The sequence below is a fragment of the Lysobacter sp. KACC 24251 genome (assembly GCF_057747755.1).
Genome location: NZ_CM173222.1, coordinates 787,722 through 806,673, shown reverse-complemented (window position 1 = coordinate 806,673; position 18,952 = coordinate 787,722). Strand labels below are relative to the sequence as shown.

The following is an 18,952-nucleotide window of genomic DNA, read 5'->3' as shown; positions in this document are numbered from 1 at the left end:
GCTCGACGCCTGGACTTGCGGGAGTCGAGATGTCGGGCTTCGAGGTCGACGCTTGCACCCTCGGGGTCCGCGGCCGGACCTGCTGGGGTCGGAGCGTCAGGCTTCGAGGTCGTACGCTTGACCCTTCGCGGTCCTGCACTGGACCCCTTGCCGTCGACGCGCCGAGCTTGAGGCTCGACACCCCACACGCGCCGACGAGGGCGGTGCCCTGAGCGGGTGTTGCGTAAAAGCGGGCCATGGATGGCCCGCGGCCCGACTCGCGGCAGGATGCCGCGACGGAGGGCTGGAGCAATACCCGCTCAGGGCACCGCCCGCCCCACCGAAGCGACGCCTCAAGTCACTCCGCCGGCAACCCCATCTCAGCCAGCAGGTGCGGCGCCGGATACACCTTCGCCATCAGCCAGCGCATGTAGCGCATGTCCACGTGGATTGCCCGCTTGTAGCGCGGATCGAACATCCAGCTGGCGCTCACCGCCTCCCAGTTGCTGTCGAAGTTCAGGCCGATCAGCCGCCCCTTCGCATCCAGCACCGGCGAACCGGAGTTGCCGCCGGTGGTGTCGAGGTTGGTGAGGAAGTTGACCGTCTGCGTCTTCAGGCTGGGCTCGGCGGTGGTGCCGAAGTCGCCCTTGGCAATCGCGTCCAGCAGCGGCTTGGGCGCGATGAACGGATCCACGCCGGTGTGCTTCTCGACGATGCCCTGCACCGTGGTCAGCGGCGTGTAATGGATGCCGTCGTGCGGGTCCATCGACTGGATCCGGCCGTAGCTGACGCGCAGGGTGGAGTTGGCGTCGGGGTACACCGCGCGCCCCTGCGACTTGCGGAAGCCGATCAGCGCGCGCATGTAGGCCGGGCGCAGGCGCAGCAGCTCGCCCGCACTGGTCTTGGACTCGTCATCGAGGCGAAGGACCGCCGGCAGCAGCGTCGCAGCAGCCTGCATGAGCGGGTCCTTGGACGCCTGCAGCGTGACAACGTCCGCCTGCATCGCCTGCAGGCGCGCGGCTTCCTCACCCAGGCCGGTGCCAGCGTAGAGCGCGTCCAGCTTCGCCTTCGCCTGTTCCGCCGTGGTACCGAACACCGCGTCGTACTCGGCCACGTGCTGGTCGGCCGGCAACGCCTGGTACTGGGCCAACAGGTGCGCCAGCAGGGCCTTCTCCACCGCTGGCGAATAGCGACGCTGCACCTGCTTCAGCTGACCGGTGATCAGCACTTCGTCGCGTTGCTGGTAGCCCGACTCGCGCTGGGCGTCGGGCTTGGTGCGTTCGTGCGCCAGGCGCTGCAGGGTGATCGCCGAACGCAGCAGCTGCGTCTGGTTGTTGATCGCGGCCAGCAGCTGGTCGCGCTCGCGGGTAGCCACCCCGCGGTCCAGGACTGCCTGAGCCGCGGCGATATCGGTGCGGATGGCCGCCGCATCGGACTGGCGCTCCAGCCACGCGTACATGGCGGTCTCGTCCTCGCGACGGACGCTCACGGCGTTGCTGCGACGCAGCCCATCCAACTCGCCCTGCGCGCGCTTGAGCGAATTCTTGAAGCTCTTCACCTGCGACGCGTAACGTACGCGCGCATCCTCGTCGTTCGCGCTGGCCGCTTCAATGGTCTTGATCATGCCGTCGAACAGGGCGACCCGCGACGGCAGCTGCCATTCGATCTGGTTGGCGAACTCCGACGCCATGCGGTGGCGGAACGTCACGCCCGGGTAGCCGGCCAGCATCGCGTAGTCGCCTTCCTTCACATTGCGCGTGGACACCTGCAGGTGCGACGGCGGCACGTAGGGCACGTTGTCCGGTGAGTAGTCGGCAGGCTTGCCATCCTTGCCCACGTAGGCACGCAGCAGGGTGAAGTCGCCGGTGTGGCGCGGCCACATGAAGTTGTCGATCTCGTCGCCGTAATTGCCAATGTCATTCGGCGGCGCGTACACCAGCCGCACGTCACGCAGCTCCAGCTGCTTGACCAGGTAGAAGTCGGTGCCGTAGTACATGTTGGCGACGCTGCAGCGGTAGCCCGCGTCGCGCTCGCACTCGGCCACGACGGCCTTGGTCGCGGTATCCACCGCGTCGAAGTAGGCGCGGCCCTGCTTGCCGCGCGCATCGGCGAGGATTCGGTCGGTCACCTTGTCGAAGCCGGTGGTAACGAGCACGCGGTAGTCGGGGTTGGCCGGCAGCTCGGCCGCGCGATCGGCGGCGATGTAGCCGTCCTGGATCAGGTCGCGGCCCGGCTTGCTGTTGTACTGGATCACGCCGAAGGCCACGTGGTGGTTGGTCAGCACCAGTCCGTCCTTGGACACGAACGCGCCGCTGGCGCCGCCGACCTTGACCACCGCGTTCATCGGCGGCTGGGCCAGGCCAGCAAGCTCGGCGGCCTTGCCCTGGAAGCCGGCCTGGCGCAGCTGCTTGGCGATGTCCGGCAGCTGGGACGGCATCCACATGCCCTCGTTGGCGACGGCGCCGGTGGCGGCCAGGGAAAGTGACAGGGCAAGCAGGCGGCGGCGCATGGTCGTTCCGGTGGAATGCGGGACTGGAACGATAGGCCAGCGTGCCACGGCGCGGCAAACCCGGAACGTCCGCCGGGCGCGGGCCGCTCGCCGCCCCGGGGCGCTTCCGCCAAGTGCGGCAAACCCGTGGGTGGAGCGTGCAACCGGCATGCCCCGCCGTGCTCCGCCACATGATCCAGCGCACCGCGCCGCCTCGTTCCGCCCCGGGCCGCCCGCAGGTACCCGCGTATAATTGCGGCCCCCGGCGTCCCCGAAGGATGCCCCCGAAGGACACCTCCATGACGCAGACGATGATGAAGGCGCTGGTCAAGCGCGAAGCGACCAAGGGCATCTGGATGGAGGAGGTGCCGATCCCCGCCCCCGGCCCCAACGAGGTGCTGGTGAAGCTGGAGAAGACCGCGATCTGCGGCACCGACCTGCACATCTACCTGTGGGACGAGTGGAGCCAGCGCACCATCAAGCCCGGCCTGGTCATCGGCCATGAGTTCGTCGGCCGCGTGGTCGAGCTAGGCGCCGGCGTCACCGGCTACAAGGTCGGCCAGCGCGTCTCGGCCGAAGGCCACATCGTCTGCGGCCACTGCCGCAACTGCCGTGCCGGCCGCCAGCACCTGTGCCCCAACACCGTGGGCATCGGCGTGAACCGCAACGGCGCCTTTGCGGAGTACATCGTGATGCCGGCCAGCAACCTGTGGCCGATCCCCGACCAGATCCCGTCGGAGCTGGCCGCCTTCTTCGACCCCTACGGCAATGCCGCGCACTGCTCGCTGGAGTTCGACGTGGTCGGCGAGGACGTGCTGATCACCGGCGCCGGTCCGATCGGCATCATCGCCGCCGGCATCTGCAAGCACATCGGCGCACGCAACGTGGTGGTCACCGACGTCAACGACTACCGCCTGAAACTGGCCGCCGACATGGGCGCCACCCGCGTGGTCAACGTCGCCAACACCTCGCTCAAGGACGTGATGGCCGACCTGCACATGGAAGGCTTCGACGTGGGCCTGGAGATGAGCGGCAACCCGCGCGCGTTCAACGACATGCTCGATTGCATGTACCACGGCGGCAAGATCGCCATGCTCGGCATCATGCCCAAGGGCGCCGGCGCGGACTGGGACAAGATCATCTTCAAGGGCCTGACCCTGCACGGCATCTACGGCCGCAAGATGTACGAGACCTGGTACAAGATGACGCAGCTCGTGCTGGGCGGTTTCCCGCTGGGCAAGGTGCTGACCCACCAGCTGCCGATCGATTCCTTCCAGGAAGGTTTCGAGCTGATGGAATCGGGCAAGGCCGGCAAGGTCGTGCTCAGCTGGAACTGAGGCCCCAATGACCGCCGCGGTGCTGGGTTCGGTGGTGGCCGTGCTGCTGCTCGGCCTGGTCGCCACCGTGGTCCGCGGTGCACGCAGCCGTCCCAAACGGCGCATTGACTAGAATGCGCCCCGCCCTCGCGCCCTCCACGGAATCCGCCATGTCCGATGCCAATGTCTCCCTGACCGCCCGCTACGCCGACGAACTCGACGCGATCCGCGCGCAGGGGCTGTTCAAGTCCGAACGCATCATCACCAGCCCGCAGTCGGCCGAGATCACCCTCGCCGACGGCCGCACGGTGCTGAACTTCTGCGCCAACAACTACCTGGGCCTGGCCGACCACCCGGACGTGATCGCCGCCGCGAAGGCGGCCTTGGATACCCACGGCTTCGGCATGGCCTCGGTGCGCTTCATCTGCGGCACCCAGGACCTGCACAAGCAGCTGGAAAAGACCATTGCCGACTTCTTCGGCACCGAGGACACCATCCTCTACGCCGCCTGCTTCGACGCCAATGGCGGCCTGTTCGAGCCGCTGCTGGGCGAGCAGGACGCGATCATCTCCGACGCGCTCAACCACGCCTCGATCATCGACGGCGTACGCCTGTGCAAGGCCAAGCGCTACCGCTACGCCAACTGCGACATGGCCGACCTGGAGAAGCAGCTGCAGCAGGCCAAGGCCGACGGTGCGCGCACCATCATGATCACCACCGATGGCGTGTTCTCGATGGACGGCTTCATCGCCCCGCTCGACGAGATCACCCGCCTGGCCAGGCAGTACGGCGCGCTGGTGCATATCGACGAGTGCCACGCCACCGGCTTCCTCGGCGCCACCGGCCGTGGTTCGGCCGAGGTCAAGGGCGTGATGGACAAGATCGACATCTTCACCGGCACCCTGGGCAAGGCCATGGGGGGTGCGTTGGGCGGCTTCACCACCGCCAGGCGCGAAGTGATCGAAATGCTGCGCCAGCGCTCGCGCCCCTACCTGTTCTCCAACTCGCTGCCGCCGCACGTGGTCGCCGCCGGCATCAAGGCGTTCGAGATGCTGTCCACCGCGGGCAACCTGCGTGAGCAGCTGGCGGAGAACACCGCCTATTTCCGCGAGAAGATGACCGTCGCGGGCTTCGACGTGAAGCCGGGGGTTCACCCGATCAGCCCGGTGATGCTGTACGACGCGCCCCTGGCGCAACGCTTCGCCGAGCGCCTGCTCGAGGAAGGCATCTACGCGATCGGCTTCTTCTTCCCGGTGGTGCCGCAGGGCCAGGCGCGCATCCGCACGCAGATGTCGGCTGCACATACGCGCGACCACCTGGACCGCGCGATCGATGCGTTCATCCGCATCGGCCACGAACTGGGGGTACTCAAGGGCTGATGACCGCCCTGACCAGCTGACCCTCGGGTCGGCTGGGCACGAGGCCGCGGCGAATGCGCCGCGGCCCCGGCAACTTCATTACTTCTTGTCGGACTCGGGCTTGTCAGCCGGCTTGGTCGGCTTGCCGGTCGCCACGCGAATGCCACGCGACTTCATCCAGGCATCGAACTCCTCGGCGCTCATCCGCTTGCCGTTCTGCTCCATGTAGAAGCGGTTGGCATCGGCCGGCTGCTGGGTGCGCGGCTTGTACTGGGTGGTCGGCGCAGGCTGGGCCGCCTGGGCGTTGGCCGCCACCATGGTCAGGACTGCCGTCAAAACGTACTTGTGCATTGCTCCCCTCCTCTTCGACTGTGGGCCGAAGTGTTAGGGAGTCGCTAATCGGAAAACTTGCCTGAGCGCACATTACGCGCGAGTGGCTCCCGCCGGATCCGCAAGCTGTGATGCCGTGCGTCTTTCACCCGGGTCCAAGGCACCGGAGGCCACGGGCGATCAGCGTGAGCCGAGCTCCGCCACTTCCCGCGGGTCCAGCTTGCGCCAGCTCCCCTTGGGCAGGTCGCCGATGGCCAGGTTGCCCACGCGTACCCGGACCAGTCGGAGGACGCTTACGTCGTGCGCAGCCAGCAAGCGCCGGATCTGTCGGTTGCGGCCTTCATCCAGCACGATCTCGAGCCAGGCGTTCTTGGCGCCTGTGCGCAGCAAGCTGACGCGCTTGGCGCCCAGCCATTCGCCATCGTCATCGACACCGGTCTCGAGCGCACGCAGCAGTTCAGGCGGGGGGATCGTGTCCACCTGGACATGGTAGGTCTTGTCCAGACCGTGCCTGGGGTCAGTGACACGTGCGGCCCATTCGGGATCGTTACTGAAAAGCAGCAGGCCTTCGCTCGCTTTGTCCAGGCGGCCAACGGGCGCCAACCAGGGCAGTGGGGCGCCGTCGAAGCACCGGTACACGGTGTCGCGGCCATGCTCATCCCTGGCGCTGGTTACCAGGCCGCGGGGCTTGTTGAGCATCACGTACAGGCGCTCAGCGCCGTCCAGTGGTTGGCCGTCGACTTCCACGCGATGTTGCCCTCGCACCACCGGGAATTCCGGATTGCGAATCACGCTGCCGTCCACTGAGACCCGTCCAGCCATGATCCATTGGGCCGCCTGGGTACGTGAACACACGCCGTGCTTGGAGAGCACGCGTGCCAAACCGTGTCTTGGTGCGTTGGTCATCATTGCTTAAAGGAACGGCCGCTTTCGCGGCCGTCGCTCCTGCGAGTCAGCAGGGAAACGCGACATCCGGCGGGCGCCGGACGCCGTTGCAAATCACTTCGCCTTGGGATCCTCGGCAGCCGGGGCCTCACCGGGCTTGGCTGCGGCCGGCGCGCCCTTGGCCACACGCACGCCGCGCGCCTTCATCCACGCGTCAAACTCCTCGGCCGTCATCCGCTTGCCGTTCTGGCTCATGTCGAAGCGCCACGGGGTGTTGTCGTCCTTGGTCTTCGGCTTGTAGGTAGCCGGGTCGACCGCAGCATCCGAAGCCGGCGTAACTGCAGCGGTCGAAGCCATGGTGGCCGCCGGCGCGCCGGAAGCCTTGGCGGCGACGCTACGGCATTCGCTAACGCGCATGCGGTTCAGCACGCTGTCCACCGACTGCGATTCGTCGTAGGCCTGGGCGAGAACGCCTGCCGGCGCGCCCAGCCGCGATGCGCGCACGGGCAATTCGGGCGCCACGGCAGTGGCAGCGGACTGCGACTGGGCAATGGCACCACATGCACCGTCCTGCGCGGCCACGAGACCGGACAGCATCATCATAGGTAGAGTAAGCAGTAGATGACGCATGGTGGGTTCCCCAAATGGCGTGGACAGACTGTAGCCCCGGGCGCGCGCTTTGCCCAGCGCAAAAACAGTGAAGGTGGCCACAGTCCCGGCGCGCGCCACCATGTTGCCCGAGCAACTCTGAACCAATGTCTCCAATTCCCAAGACGTAAACGACGAAGCCCGGCACGAGGCCGGGCTTCGAGGTACTGCGACGGGTGCGGATGCACCCGCCATTCACCCAGATCAGTTCTGGACGTTCAGCTCGGTGCGACGGTTCTTCGCACGGCCTTCCGGATTGTCCGAACCATCTTCGTTGGTGTTCGGCGCGATCGGACGGCTCTCGCCGTAGCCGTTCGGACCGGTCATGCGCGAGGCATCAATCCCGTTGCTGGTCAGGTAGTCGTACACAGCCTTGGCGCGACGCTCGGACAGCGACTGGTTGTAGGCATCGGTGCCCTTCGAGTCGGTGTGACCGGCAACCTCGACCTTCAGCTCGGGATAGCGCTTCAGGATCTCGACGGCCTCCGACAGGATGGCGACCGCATCCGGACGCAGGTTCGACTTGTCATAGTCGAAGTTCACGCCCTTCAGGTCGATCGACACCGGCACCGGGCAGCCATCCGGACCGATGGTCTGGCCAGCCTGCGAACCCGGGCACTTGTCGTCGCAGTTGTTGACGCCGTCGCCGTCGTCGTCGAGGTCGGCGCAGTTCGGCGCGGCCGGAGCCGGAGCCGCCGGAGCCGGGGCAGCAGCAGCGGCGCCCAGCGGGATGATCACGCCGACCGAGGCCAGCAGGTCACCAAAGCTGTCCTCTTCCGGAGCAGCAACGCTCGAATCATCCATGTCGAGGCGATAGGCCAGCTCGGTGCGGATCTTCACGCGATCACCACCGCCCTGGAGGCCCAGACCGACCTTGGCGGCCAGGTTACCGTCTTCGCGCTGACCGGGGGAATCCGGGCTCGGGAAGGCGTCAAACTCTTCTTCCGAACGCTGGTAGCCGAGGCCCATCAGCACGTACGGGTTCCAGTTGCGGCCTTCCTGCATGAAGTGGCGACGCAGGTCCAGCGAGATGCCGTACTGGCTCCACAGCATGTCCTGGTTGTCGTCGAACTTCGGGTTCTGGTAGTTCAGCTCACCATCGAGCGACCAGTTCGGGCTGATCATCTTGCCCAGGCCGAGACCCACGAACGGCGCATTGCGGGTGCCGCGCGCGTTGTCCTGGATGTTGAAGCCGGCCGAACCGGTGAGGTACCAGCGGTCATCAAACTCCTGCGCACCCGCGACTTGGGCGAGCGACAGACCACCCAACAGGGCGGCACAGAGAAGCTTCTTATTCATTCTCATCTCTCCTTGGATCAAAAATGGAAACCGCGTCTTCGAGGTTCCTTACCGTTCAGGACGGCGACCTGTGCGACGCCATCCCGGGCAGGTTAAGTTTACAGGTGTGAAAGCCGTGTTAACACGCGTCTAACAATCCGCCAAGTTCCCGGCATTCTCATCCGTACCTCAGCGTTGGTTCACATTGGACAGGAGGCCGGGTGGAAGGACGGTGAAAGCACCGAGGACCGGCCACTCGGCCGTTCAACGCGCCTCGCAGCCGGCCTTGGTACGGCCTCCCGCTTGCTCACTTCACAAATTCCCGGCATCGTGGCGCATTCCATACGCATGCGTACGCGAATGCTGCCTTCCCAACCTGACTACCCCCACCTCTTCAGCCCGCTCGACCTGGGCTTCTGCACCCTGCCCAATCGCGTCCTCATGGGTTCCATGCACACCGGGCTGGAGGACAAGGCCAAGGACTTCCCGCGGTTGGCGGCTTACTTCGCCGAGCGCGCCGCGGGCGGGGTCGGGCTGATCGTCACCGGCGGCTTCGCCCCCAACATTGCCGGCTGGCTCAAGCCGATGGGTGGCAAGCTCGGCTGGTCGTGGGAGGTGGGCAAGCACCGACAGGTCACCCGCGCCGTGCACGAGCACGGCAGTCGCATCTGCATGCAGATCCTCCACTCGGGGCGCTACGGCTATCACCCGCTGCAGGTGGCCCCCTCGCGGCTGAAGGCTCCGATCAACCCATTCACCCCACGGGCATTGTCCGCAACGGGCGTTGAACGGCAGATCCGCGCCTTCGTGCGCAGTGCGCGCCTGGCCCGCGAGGCCGGCTACGACGGTGTGGAAGTCATGGGCTCGGAGGGGTACCTGCTGAACCAGTTCACCGTTCCGCGCACCAACCGCCGCGAGGACCCCTGGGGTGGCGACACGGCCAGACGCATGCGCTTTGCGGTGGAGATCGTGCGCCGCATCCGCGAGGCCTGCGGTCCCGACTTCATCATCGTCTACCGCCTGTCCATGCTGGACCTGGTGGAAGACGGCAACTGCTGGGACGAAGTGGTCGCGCAGGCCCGGGCCGTGGAAGCCGCTGGCGCCACCCTCATCAATACCGGCATTGGCTGGCACGAGGCGCGCATACCCACGATCGCCACCTCGGTGCCCCGCGGGGCCTTCACCGGTATCACCGCCCGGCTCAAGCCGGAGGTCGGCGTTCCGCTGGTCACCACCAACCGCATCAACATGCCCGACGTGGCCGAAGGCATCCTCGCGCGGGGCGAGGCGGACATGGTGTCGATGGCGCGGCCGCTGTTGGCCGACCCGCAATGGGTGGCGAAAGCGAGATCCGGGCGTGCCGAAGACATCAATACATGTATAGCGTGCAACCAGGCATGCCTGGACCACGTCTTCGAAAACAAGACCGCGAGTTGCCTGGTCAACCCGCGCGCCTGCGCCGAGACCGAACTGGTATACCGGCCGACCACCCAACCCCGTCGGGTGGCGGTGGTCGGCGCCGGCCCGGCCGGCTTGGCGTGTGCGACGGTGGCAGCCGAGCGCGGCCACCACGTCACCCTGTTTGATTCGGGTGAGGAGATCGGCGGCCAGTTCAACCTGGCCAAGCGCATCCCGGGCAAGGAGGAGTTCCACGAAACCCTCCGCTATTTCCGGCGGAGGTTGCTGCAGACCGGCGTCGACCAGCGTCTGGGCGTACGGGTGACCGCGCCGGAGCTCACCGGCTTCGACGACGTGGTGCTGGCCACCGGCATCGCCCCGCGCCGCGTGGACTTCACGGGAGTGGACCACCCCAAGGTAGTGGGATACCTCCAGGTCCTGCGTGGCGAGGTGGTCCCGGGGGGACGGGTCGCCATCATCGGCGCGGGCGGCATCGGCTTCGACGTCGCCGAATTCCTGGTCCAGGAAGGGGCGTCGCCGAGCCTGGACCCCGCCCGCTGGCGGGCCGAATGGGGCGTGGACCTCGACTACGCGGCCAACCGCGGCGGTCTGGCGGCCCCTGCCCCCGAGCCCGCCGCACGCGAGGTGTGGCTGCTGCAGCGCAGTCCCGGCAAACCGGGCGCCCGCCTGGGCAAGACCACTGGCTGGATCCACCGGGCCACGTTGAAGGCCAAGGGCGTTCGAATGCTGGGAGGGGTCGAATACCTTGGCGTCGACGATGCCGGGCTGCGCATCCGTGTGGCCGACCAGGAGCAGGTTCTGCCGGTGGACCACGTGGTCATCTGCGCCGGTCAGGAGCCCTTCAAGCCCCTGCTGGAGGCCTTGCAGGGGGGCCCGGCGACCGTCCATGTGATTGGCGGAGCCGACGTGGCGGCGGAACTGGACGCAAAACGCGCCATCGCCCAAGGCAGCCGGCTGGCCGCAAATCTGTGACCACCGCCTCGCTCTTGACACCCCAAACCCTTGCGCCGCAAGGGCCCGCACCTCGTTGCCTGAGTAAAAACCCCAGATTTTTCCGCAGGTTATAATTTCACCATTCACGCGACGTTTATGTTGGCGACAGTACCTTGCGCCAACTTTTCCGCCCCCACTTGGCGGATCCCACACCGGCCGCGCACCCCGCGCGGTTTAGGTGAAGGGGCAAAGCGCGCCGAAGAGCCGCCGCCCTCCCCAGTACGCCATGCCGGTCCGAGCAGTGGCTTCCAGCAGATCCCCGAGGGGATGGAAGCCGCGAGACGAACGGGCGCAACGGAGCAAGGAGTTCGAATGAAGTTGGCCTGGATCCTGTGGTTGGCCTCTGTATTGCCGCCACAGACAGCAGACTCGCTGTGTCTGAGTACCACCGTTTATCTTGAGGCCCGCGACCAGTCCGTCCGTGGCCAGAAGGCTGTAGCGGAAGTGGCCCTGCGCCGTCGCGACAGCGGCTTGTGGGGCAATACGGTCTGCGACGTGGTGACCGCCAAGAAGCAGTTCGCCCCGACCCTGGTGTCACCGTCGACCCGCCTGAGCAACACCGAGGCGTGGGCGGAATCGGTGACCATCGCCCTGGAGGCCGAGCGCAACTGGGCCCTGCCGCCGGGCCAGCGCAAGGAGATCGTGCCGGGCGCGAGCCATTTCATGGCGCATGCCATTGCCAGCCCCAGCTGGCGCACCGCCTACCAGGTGGCCACGATCGGTGACCACACCTTCCTGAAGGTGCAGTCGCTCAAGCCTCGCCGCGGCTGAGGCCCCTATCCGCGGCGCGCAACCCGCGCGCCCGCGACGCAGCGTTGCACGCACGGCGTTGAGCCGCTCCGGTCGGGTCGTCCACCATGGACGGCCGCTTCCGTTCCGGAGACTGCATGAAGCTGTACACCAAGCCTGGCGCCTGCTCCACGGCCGTCCATATCGCCCTCCAGTGGAGCGGCCAGCCGTACGAGTTCGAGGTCCTGGCGGATTACGCCGCCCTCAAGTCGCCGGCCTTCCTGGCGGTCAACCCGGCCGGCGCGGTGCCCGCGGTGGTCGACGGCGACTTCGTGCTCACCCAGAACGCGGCGATCATGGGCTACGTGGCCGACCGCCAGCCAGCCGCGGGCCTTGCCGGCGACGGTAGCCCCCGCCAGCGCGCCGAGGCGACCCGCTGGCTGGCGTTCGTGAACTCCGATGTGCACCCGGCCTACCTGCCGCTCTTTGCCCCTGCCGCCTTCCACGGCGACGCCGACCAGCACGACGGCGTGCGCGACGCCGCCCGCAAGCGCCTCCGCGGCCTGTACGAGCGCGCCGACAAGCGGCTGGAAGCCCACGATTGGCTCGCCGGCTTCCGCAGCTTCGCCGACCCCTATCTATATGTGACGCTCGGCTGGGCCGCGCGCACCGGCGTGGACTTGTCCGGCCTGGAGCGCCTGCAGGCGTTCAAGGCGCGCATGGACCAGGATCCGGGCGTCCTAGCCACCCTCAAGGCCGAGGGCCTCGCGGCCTGATCCAGCCCCGCGGCTGGCCGTTGCCCGAGGGACACCCCAAACGGCGGGGCGGGCATGCCACCCCGGCGCTCCTCGCCCCCCATCCCCGTCCACATAGAAAGAGCCACGCGATTGCGTGGCTCTTCTGCTTTACCGGTGCCCTCTCAGGGCGGAGGAGTGCAGGGCGTCACAACCAAGCGGATAACGGGCCGCGACTTGTGGCGCCCTGCGCTCCTCCGCCCGCCCCAACCACCCCAAAAGCAGAAGGGCCACGCAACCGCGCGGCCCCTCCAACCCATCAACGCTTCTCGATCGGCACGTAAGCCTGATCCTCCGGCCCCGTGTAATTCGCACTCGGGCGGATGATCTTGCCGTCCTCGCGCTGCTCGATCACGTGCGCGCTCCAGCCGGTGGTGCGCGCGATCACGAACAGCGGCGTGAACATCGGCGTCGGAATCCCCATCATGTGGTACGCGCTGGCGCTGTACCAATCCAGGTTCGGGAACATCTTCTTGGTGTCCATCATCAGGTTCTCGATGCGCTCGGACACGTCGAACAGCGTCTGGTTGCCACCGTCCGCGCACAGCGTGCGCGAGATTTCCTTGATGATCGGATTGCGCGGGTCGCCGATGGTATACACCGGGTGGCCGAAGCCGATGACGATTTCCTTGCGCTCCATGCGCGCGCGGATGTCCGCCTCGGCGGCGTCGGCGTTGCCGTAGCGGCTGATGATGTCCATCGCCACTTCATTGGCGCCGCCGTGCTTGGGGCCGCGCAGTGCGCCGATGGCGCCGGTGATGCACGAGTGCAGGTCCGAACCGGTGCCGGCGATCACGCGCGCGGTGAACGTCGAAGCGTTGAACTCGTGCTCGGCGTACAGGATCAGCGACTTGTCCAGCGACTCGGCATGCAGCGCGCTGGGCGCCTCCCCGTGCAGCAGGTGCAGGAAGTGCGCGGCCGTGGTGTCGTCGTCGGTCTCGACGTCGATGCGGCGCCCGTTGCGGGTGAAGTGCCACCAGTACAGGAGCATCGAGCCGAAGCTGGCGATCAGCTTGTCGGCGATGTCGCGCGCCTCGGAAGCGGGGTGGCCTTCGCGCTCCGGCAGCACCGTGCCAAGCACCGAACAACCGGTGCGCAGCACGTCCATCGGATGCGCGTTGGCCGGGACCAGCTCCAGCGCCTCGGCGACGATGGCGGGCAGGCCGCGCAGGCGCTTGAGCTTGGTCCGGTACGCCTTGAGCTGCGACCCGGTCGGCAGCACGCCGTGCACGAGCAGGTGCGCCACTTCCTCGAACGAAGACTGGGTGGCCAGGTCGTGGATGTCGTAGCCGCGGTAATGCAGATCGTTGCCGCTGCGGCCTACGGTGCACAGCGCGGTATTGCCGGCGGCCGTGCCGCTCAGCGCGACGGACTTCTTGGCCTTGGGCAGCACCTGGGCGGATTCGGTCATGGGATCACTCCTGATGGATGTAGCGGGCAGTGGCCGGATTGTCCGGTCACCTTTGCGCGCAGCGTTATCAATCGCTAGGAAACGTGGAAAAAACGCCTGTTTTGCGACTGGCATGTCGCAGCGACCGTGGCGGGCCAGATCGAGCCCGCTGCGGTCGGGGGCGGATGGACGCGCCGGCGGAGGGGCACAGGGGAACCCAACCCGCGTGGGGGCCTGTACGCTCCGTCGGCCGACCTTTTCGCCATGAATTACTTTTCCCGGGCAAACAGCGCGTCGAGCTTGTCCTCGTACGCGTGGTAGCCCAGGTAGTCGTACAGTTCGGCGCGCGTCTGCAGCGTGTCGATGATGTTCTTCTGCGTGCCTTCGCGACGCACGGTCTCGTAGAAGTTCAGCGCCGCCTTGTTCATGGCGCGATAGGCGCCACAGCAGTACAGGGCAATGTCCACCCCGGCGCCGCGCAGGTCGTCGGTAGTGAAGAACGGCGTGCTGCCGAACTCCGTCAGGTTGGCCAGGATCGGCACCTTCACCGCCGCCTTGAACTTGCGGTAGTCGTCCAGCGTGTTCATGGCCTCCGGGAAGATCATGTCCGCACCGGCCTCGACGTAGGCCACGGCGCGCTCGATCGCGCTGTCGATGCCTTCCACCGCGGCGGCGTCGGTGCGCGCCATGATCACGAACCCGGCGTCGGTCCGCGCATCCACCGCCGCCTTGACCCGGTCGACCATCTCGTCCTTGGTCACCACTTCCTTGCCCGGACGGTGGCCGCAACGCTTCTGCCCGACCTGGTCCTCCATGTGCACGGCGGCAACGCCAATGCGCTCGAAGTTGCGGATGGTGCGGCCGATGTTGAAGGCACCGCCCCACCCGGTGTCGATGTCGACCAGTAGCGGCATGCCCGTGGCGTCGACGATCCGACGCGCGTCGGTAAGGACGTCTTCCATGGTGCTGATGCCGAGGTCGGGCATGCCCAGCGAGTTTGCGGCCACGCCGCCGCCCGACAGGTACAGGGCCTTATAACCCACGCGCTTGGCCATCAGGCCGGCATAGGCGGTGATGGCGCCCATCACCTGCAGCGGGGTTTCTTCGGAGAGGGCGGCGCGGAAGCGCGCGCCGGCGGACGGTGCAAGGGCCATGGTGTCTCCTCTGTTCAGCCCATCATTTTAGCCGAGTGGCGCGACCGGTATTCCGTGGCCGCAGCGGGACGTGATGGCGGGCGCCCTGCACGAAAGTGGCGCGACCGCCCGGGTATCCCCCCGCCCGCCTTGGCACCCTGGCCCGACGGCTCAACTGCCCGCGTCCGCATCGCGTCCCAGGGCGCGCCGCACTTCCTCCAACGCTCCCGGATCGTCCAGCGTGGACAGGTCCCCCGGGTCACGGGACTCGGCCAGCGCCTGGATCGATCGCCTCAGCAGCTTTCCGGAACGGGTCTTGGGCAGGGCGTTGACCACGTACACCCGCGACGGCCGCGCGACGGCACCCAGCTGCTCCACCACGCGCTTCTGCATCGCCATGGCGATTTCCACTGCGCTCAAGCCCTCCGCACCCTGCTTGAGCGTGGCAAATACCACTGGCACCTGTCCCTTGAGTTCATCGTGCACCCCCACCACCGCCGCCTCCGCGACTGAAGGATGGGTGGACACCGATTCCTCGATCTCGCGGGTCCCCAGGCGATGCCCGGCCACGTTGATCACGTCGTCGGTGCGGCCAAGGATGAAGGTATAGCCATCAGCGTCGCGAATCGCCCAATCCAGCGAGCTGTAGAGCAGCTCCTTGAAATGGCCGAAGTAGCTGGACTGGAAACGTGCGTCGTCGCGCCAGATCGTGGTCATGAACCCGGGCGGCAGCGGCGGGACCATGACCAGCACGCCCTTCTCGCCCGGCGCCACGTCTTCGCCGGTCACGTCGTTGATCACGCGCAGGTTGTAGCCGGGGGTCGGCAGCCCCGGCGAACCGAACTTCACCGCCTTCATGTCCAGCCCCGGCATCAGCGCCAGCACCGGCCACCCGGTCTCGGTCTGCCAGTAATTGTCGATAACGGTCTTGCCGATGCCATCTGTGATCCACTGCGCGGTTGGCTCGTCCAGCGGCTCCCCCGCCAGGAACAGGTACTTCAGCGCAGACAGGTCGTGCTGCGCAAGGTACGCCGCGTCCTGCTTCTTCAGCACGCGGATTGCGGTCGGCGAGGAGAACATCGTGCGCACGCCATAGCGTTCGCAGATCTGCCACCAGATGCCCGGATCAGGATTGATTGGCAGGCCTTCGTACAGGATCGAGGTCGCACCGGCGATCAACGGTCCGTATACGTTGTAACTGTGCCCCACCGCCCAGCCCACATCCGACGTGGAGAACATCACCTGGCCCGGCTGGATGTCGTAGATCGACCACATGGACATCGCCATCGCGACTGCATAACCGCCCACGTCGCGCTGCACACCCTTGGGCTTTCCTGTGGTTCCGGACGTGTAAAGCAGATAGCTGGGCTCATTGGACTCCAGCCAGACCACGTCCACCTCGGCGCCTTCGTGCTCGGCACGCAGGCTGGCGTAGTCCACGTCGCGGCCGGCCGTGTAGCTGAGCCCCGCATCGAGTCCGCGGTTGACGATCAACACGTGCCCCGGGGGCGATGCGGCCTCGGCGCAGGCCGCGTCCACCAGCGGTTTGTAGGGGATGACCTTGCCGCCGCGCATGCCGGCATCGGCGCAGATCAACAGCTTGGGTTCCGCGTCATCGATGCGCAGCGCGAGGTTGTGCGAGGCGAAGCCGCCGAATACCACCGAGTGCACGGCACCGATCCGCGCGCACGCCAGCATGGCGAATACCGCCTCGGCCATGTTCGGCATGTAAATGACGACACGGTCGCCCCGCTCCACCCCCAGCGCGCGGATGACTGCCGCGAAGGTGTTCACCTCGCGGTGCAACTCCCGGTAACTGATCTCGCGGGTCAGGCCGGTTTCGGTGGAAATTGCCACCAGCGCCAGCTGGTCGGCGCGCGACGCCTGGTGTCGATCGACGGCGTTGTAGCAGAGATTGGTCTGGCCCCCGACGAACCACTTGCGGAACGGCGGACGCGAATCGTCCAGGATCCTGTCCGGCGGGCGATGCCAGTGGATGGCCTGCGCCTGCTCGGCCCAGAAGGCTTCCGGCTGCTCGATCGAACGGCGATAGAAATCCTCGTACCGCATGCGTGCACCTCCACGACGATGCATCGAGGCTATCGCGGCGCAGCACGCAGCCGCGCTAAGACATTGGTCGAAAAATGGCGGAAGGCTTGTGGGACGCGGCTCCCGGCAGGCGACGGCAGACCCGGCGTCGGCGACGCACCGCAAAATGCTGCGTCGCGTCATTGAGCCCGTTACGGCAATGCGAATGGGATTCGTGCCGGCTCCGGAGACCGGGTTCGGCCGGCTGTAATCCGGCTTCGACAGGGAGAGGCTTGGCAAACGCCGCCCGGCCGTCGGACCATCGGTGGATGCGTACGTCGCCTCATTCCACCGCGCCCTTGCTGCCCATCGATGGGATCGCGCGGGTGCTGTATCCCGCTGCGGTGGCCGTCATCGTCTCCGCAACCCTCTGGGTGTCCAGCCTCTTCGACGAGCCACCCCGGTTGACGATCGGCGCCGCCCTGGGCTTCATCGCCTGGGTCGCGCTGCTCAGCGAAGCGATCCGGCACTATTCGCATGGACTGGAACACCGCTGGCCTTGGCACGCACACCCGGCACAACGCCTGGTTCTGCAGGTGGGAGGATCGACCCTCGCCGTCATTGCATTCAGCCTGCTGGTCTATATCCCGCTCAAACTGCACGAAATCCGCCACGGCGCCAACGACGTCATCGGCTGGCCACACCTGACGGTGACGGCGCTCATCGCCACGGTCTTCTCGCTGGCGTTGAACGCGCTGCATATCACGCTCGACTTCCATGCCAGCCTGCAGCGCGCACAACAGGACACGCGTGACATGCAGGCCGCGATGCTGCGCGCGGAACTGGATGCCCTGAAGGCACAGATCAATCCCCACTTCCTGTTCAACAGCCTCAACACCGTGCACGGACTGATCTCGCAGGATCCAACGCTCGCCCGCGGACTGTTGCTGGAACTGAGTGATGTCCTGCGTTACGCGCTCGGCCACTCGAACCACGACCTGGTGCCGCTGGCGCGGGAGCTGGAGTTCCTCCACGCCTATCGCGCCCTGCTGCAGGCACGGCACGGCGACGGCCTCCGCGTCGACATCCAGGCGATGGACAGTTCCGGCGATTTGATGATTCCACCGATGAGTCTCCAGGTCCTGGTGGAAAATGCGGTCCGCCACAACCGCACCCGGGAAGGCGACCCCCTGGTGGTGGACGTCCGTCTGGGCGATCGCAGCATCCTTGTGTCCAATCCACTCAAGCCACGACACAGCCCCAATCCCGGCGCAGGCACCGGACTGTCCAACATCGAGCAGCGCTATCGCCTGCTCGGCGCCGATGGCATCCGCGTGGTCCGGGGATACGATGCCTTCATCGTCGAACTCGGACTGTTGTCACGCCACAAGGCAACCTTCCCATGACCCTCCCCCTGCATGCACTGATCGTCGAAGACGAGCCGGTCGCGGGCGAAGCATTGCGCGCCCTGCTCACCGAGTTCGCGCCCGAATTGACTCTGGAGCCATCCATCGGCGCGGTTGCCCCGGCAATCGCACGGCTCGCGCAAACGCCTGCGCCAGCGTTGGTCTTCATGGATGTGCACCTGGCAGATGGACTGTGTTTCGAGATTTTTGATGCCCTGCCACCGACATCGCCAGTGATCTTCACCACGGCCTACGACCAGTTCGCGCTGCAGGCGTTTGAGGCCTTCGGCATTGACTACCTGCTCAAGCCGATCCGTCCGGCGCGCTTGGCCACGGCGCTGGCGAAGTGGCGCCGACTGCGCGAATCGAACATCGCGGCAGGCCCGCCGGCCGCCCCTGCTGCCGCTCGCCACTATTTCCAGGCATCCAGGCAATACCGCAGGCGCATCCTGGTGCAGTCGGGAGAGACCCTGGTTTCACTCGCACTTGAAGATGTCGCGTATTTCCACAAGGCCCTGGTCGTTCGCGTGGTGACCCACGGTGGACGCGCCTACCCGGTTTCGCAAAGCCTGGACGAACTCGAACAGACGCTGGACCCGACTGTCTTTTTCCGGGTCAATCGCCGGGTGATCGCCCGAGCGCAGGCCATCGCGAGGATCGACCGCGGCTTCAAGAGCAAACTCGAACTGACCCTCACCCCACCGCTGGCCGAAGCCTGCACCGTCAGCCAGGAGCGCGCCGGGGCGCTGCGCGACTGGCTGGATCGCTGAAGCCCCGG

15 protein-coding genes are annotated in these 18,952 nt (G+C 66.7%); 7 read left to right on the top strand and 8 right to left on the bottom strand.

The genetic code is table 11. The features are described from left to right. Positions 1–337: 337 nt before the first annotated feature. Entirely contained in the window at positions 338–2,488 is a 2,151-nt protein-coding gene (locus tag AC3ARF_RS03785; protein WP_498930412.1) for a S46 family peptidase, read from the bottom strand. Between the two features lie 278 nt (positions 2,489–2,766). Here AC3ARF_RS03785 and tdh point away from each other — a divergent pair, with 278 nt between their 5' ends. Both tdh and kbl read left to right on the top strand, forming a co-directional pair. Beyond that, positions 2,767–3,804 carry an L-threonine 3-dehydrogenase gene (tdh, locus tag AC3ARF_RS03780; RefSeq protein ID WP_498930410.1) on the top strand — a complete coding sequence of 346 codons (1,038 nt, stop codon included), beginning with the start codon at positions 2,767–2,769 and terminating at the stop codon, positions 3,802–3,804. 149 nt (positions 3,805–3,953) lie between these two features. Further along, positions 3,954–5,162, top strand: a complete 1,209-nt coding sequence (kbl, locus tag AC3ARF_RS03775) for a glycine C-acetyltransferase (RefSeq protein ID WP_498930408.1) — start codon at positions 3,954–3,956, stop codon at positions 5,160–5,162. 78 nt (positions 5,163–5,240) lie between these two features. Here kbl and AC3ARF_RS03770 read toward each other — a convergent pair whose 3' ends face one another. The 4 genes from AC3ARF_RS03770 to AC3ARF_RS03755 all read right to left on the bottom strand — a co-directional run bounded on the left by AC3ARF_RS03770 (position 5,241) and on the right by AC3ARF_RS03755 (position 8,303). Next, positions 5,241–5,492, bottom strand: a complete 252-nt coding sequence (locus tag AC3ARF_RS03770; RefSeq protein WP_498930406.1) for a hypothetical protein — start codon at positions 5,490–5,492, stop codon at positions 5,241–5,243. 159 nt (positions 5,493–5,651) lie between these two features. Then, positions 5,652–6,380: a pseudouridine synthase gene (locus AC3ARF_RS03765; protein ID WP_498930404.1), complete on the bottom strand. Its 729-nt coding sequence runs from the start codon at positions 6,378–6,380 to the stop codon at positions 5,652–5,654. A gap of 90 nt (positions 6,381–6,470) precedes the next feature. Continuing rightward, positions 6,471–6,986, bottom strand: coding sequence for a hypothetical protein (locus tag AC3ARF_RS03760; protein WP_498930402.1), 516 nt, complete (start codon positions 6,984–6,986; stop codon positions 6,471–6,473). A 222-nt stretch (positions 6,987–7,208) separates the two neighbouring features. Next, the gene (locus tag AC3ARF_RS03755) at positions 7,209–8,303 is read right to left on the bottom strand and encodes an OmpA family protein (RefSeq protein ID WP_498930400.1); all 1,095 of its coding nucleotides are present in this window, start codon (positions 8,301–8,303) and stop codon (positions 7,209–7,211) included. A gap of 339 nt (positions 8,304–8,642) precedes the next feature. Between AC3ARF_RS03755 and AC3ARF_RS03750 the strand changes: the two genes are divergently transcribed. From AC3ARF_RS03750 to AC3ARF_RS03740, 3 genes are all read left to right on the top strand, one after another. Further along, positions 8,643–10,673 (top strand): oxidoreductase, encoded by a 2,031-nt coding sequence (locus AC3ARF_RS03750; RefSeq protein WP_498930398.1) that lies wholly within the window; start codon positions 8,643–8,645, stop codon positions 10,671–10,673. 333 nt (positions 10,674–11,006) lie between these two features. After that, a complete protein-coding gene (locus AC3ARF_RS03745) occupies positions 11,007–11,465 on the top strand; it encodes a cell wall hydrolase (protein WP_498930396.1) in 459 nt (152 codons plus the stop codon). Between the two features lie 116 nt (positions 11,466–11,581). Next, on the top strand, positions 11,582–12,199 hold the full coding sequence (locus AC3ARF_RS03740; protein ID WP_498930394.1) for a glutathione S-transferase family protein: 618 nt from the start codon (positions 11,582–11,584) through the stop codon (positions 12,197–12,199). 277 nt (positions 12,200–12,476) lie between these two features. On the opposite strand, the gene prpC is transcribed toward AC3ARF_RS03740, so the two are convergent. From prpC to prpE, 3 genes are all read right to left on the bottom strand, one after another. Next, the gene (gene prpC, locus AC3ARF_RS03735; protein WP_498930392.1) at positions 12,477–13,628 is read right to left on the bottom strand and encodes a bifunctional 2-methylcitrate synthase/citrate synthase; all 1,152 of its coding nucleotides are present in this window, start codon (positions 13,626–13,628) and stop codon (positions 12,477–12,479) included. A 248-nt stretch (positions 13,629–13,876) separates the two neighbouring features. Further along, entirely contained in the window at positions 13,877–14,761 is an 885-nt protein-coding gene (prpB, locus tag AC3ARF_RS03730) for a methylisocitrate lyase (RefSeq protein WP_498930391.1), read from the bottom strand. Positions 14,762–14,911: 150 nt separating this feature from the next. Further along, positions 14,912–16,810: a propionate--CoA ligase gene (prpE, locus tag AC3ARF_RS03725; RefSeq protein ID WP_498930389.1), complete on the bottom strand. Its 1,899-nt coding sequence runs from the start codon at positions 16,808–16,810 to the stop codon at positions 14,912–14,914. A gap of 287 nt (positions 16,811–17,097) precedes the next feature. On the opposite strand from prpE, the gene AC3ARF_RS03720 reads away from it, so the two are divergent. Both AC3ARF_RS03720 and AC3ARF_RS03715 read left to right on the top strand, forming a co-directional pair. Next, the gene (locus tag AC3ARF_RS03720) at positions 17,098–18,174 is read left to right on the top strand and encodes a sensor histidine kinase (RefSeq protein WP_498930387.1); all 1,077 of its coding nucleotides are present in this window, start codon (positions 17,098–17,100) and stop codon (positions 18,172–18,174) included. Beyond that, the gene (locus AC3ARF_RS03715) at positions 18,171–18,944 is read left to right on the top strand and encodes a LytR/AlgR family response regulator transcription factor (protein ID WP_498930385.1); all 774 of its coding nucleotides are present in this window, start codon (positions 18,171–18,173) and stop codon (positions 18,942–18,944) included. Before AC3ARF_RS03720 ends, AC3ARF_RS03715 begins: the two co-directional genes overlap by 4 nt. Positions 18,945–18,952: the final 8 nt, after the last annotated feature.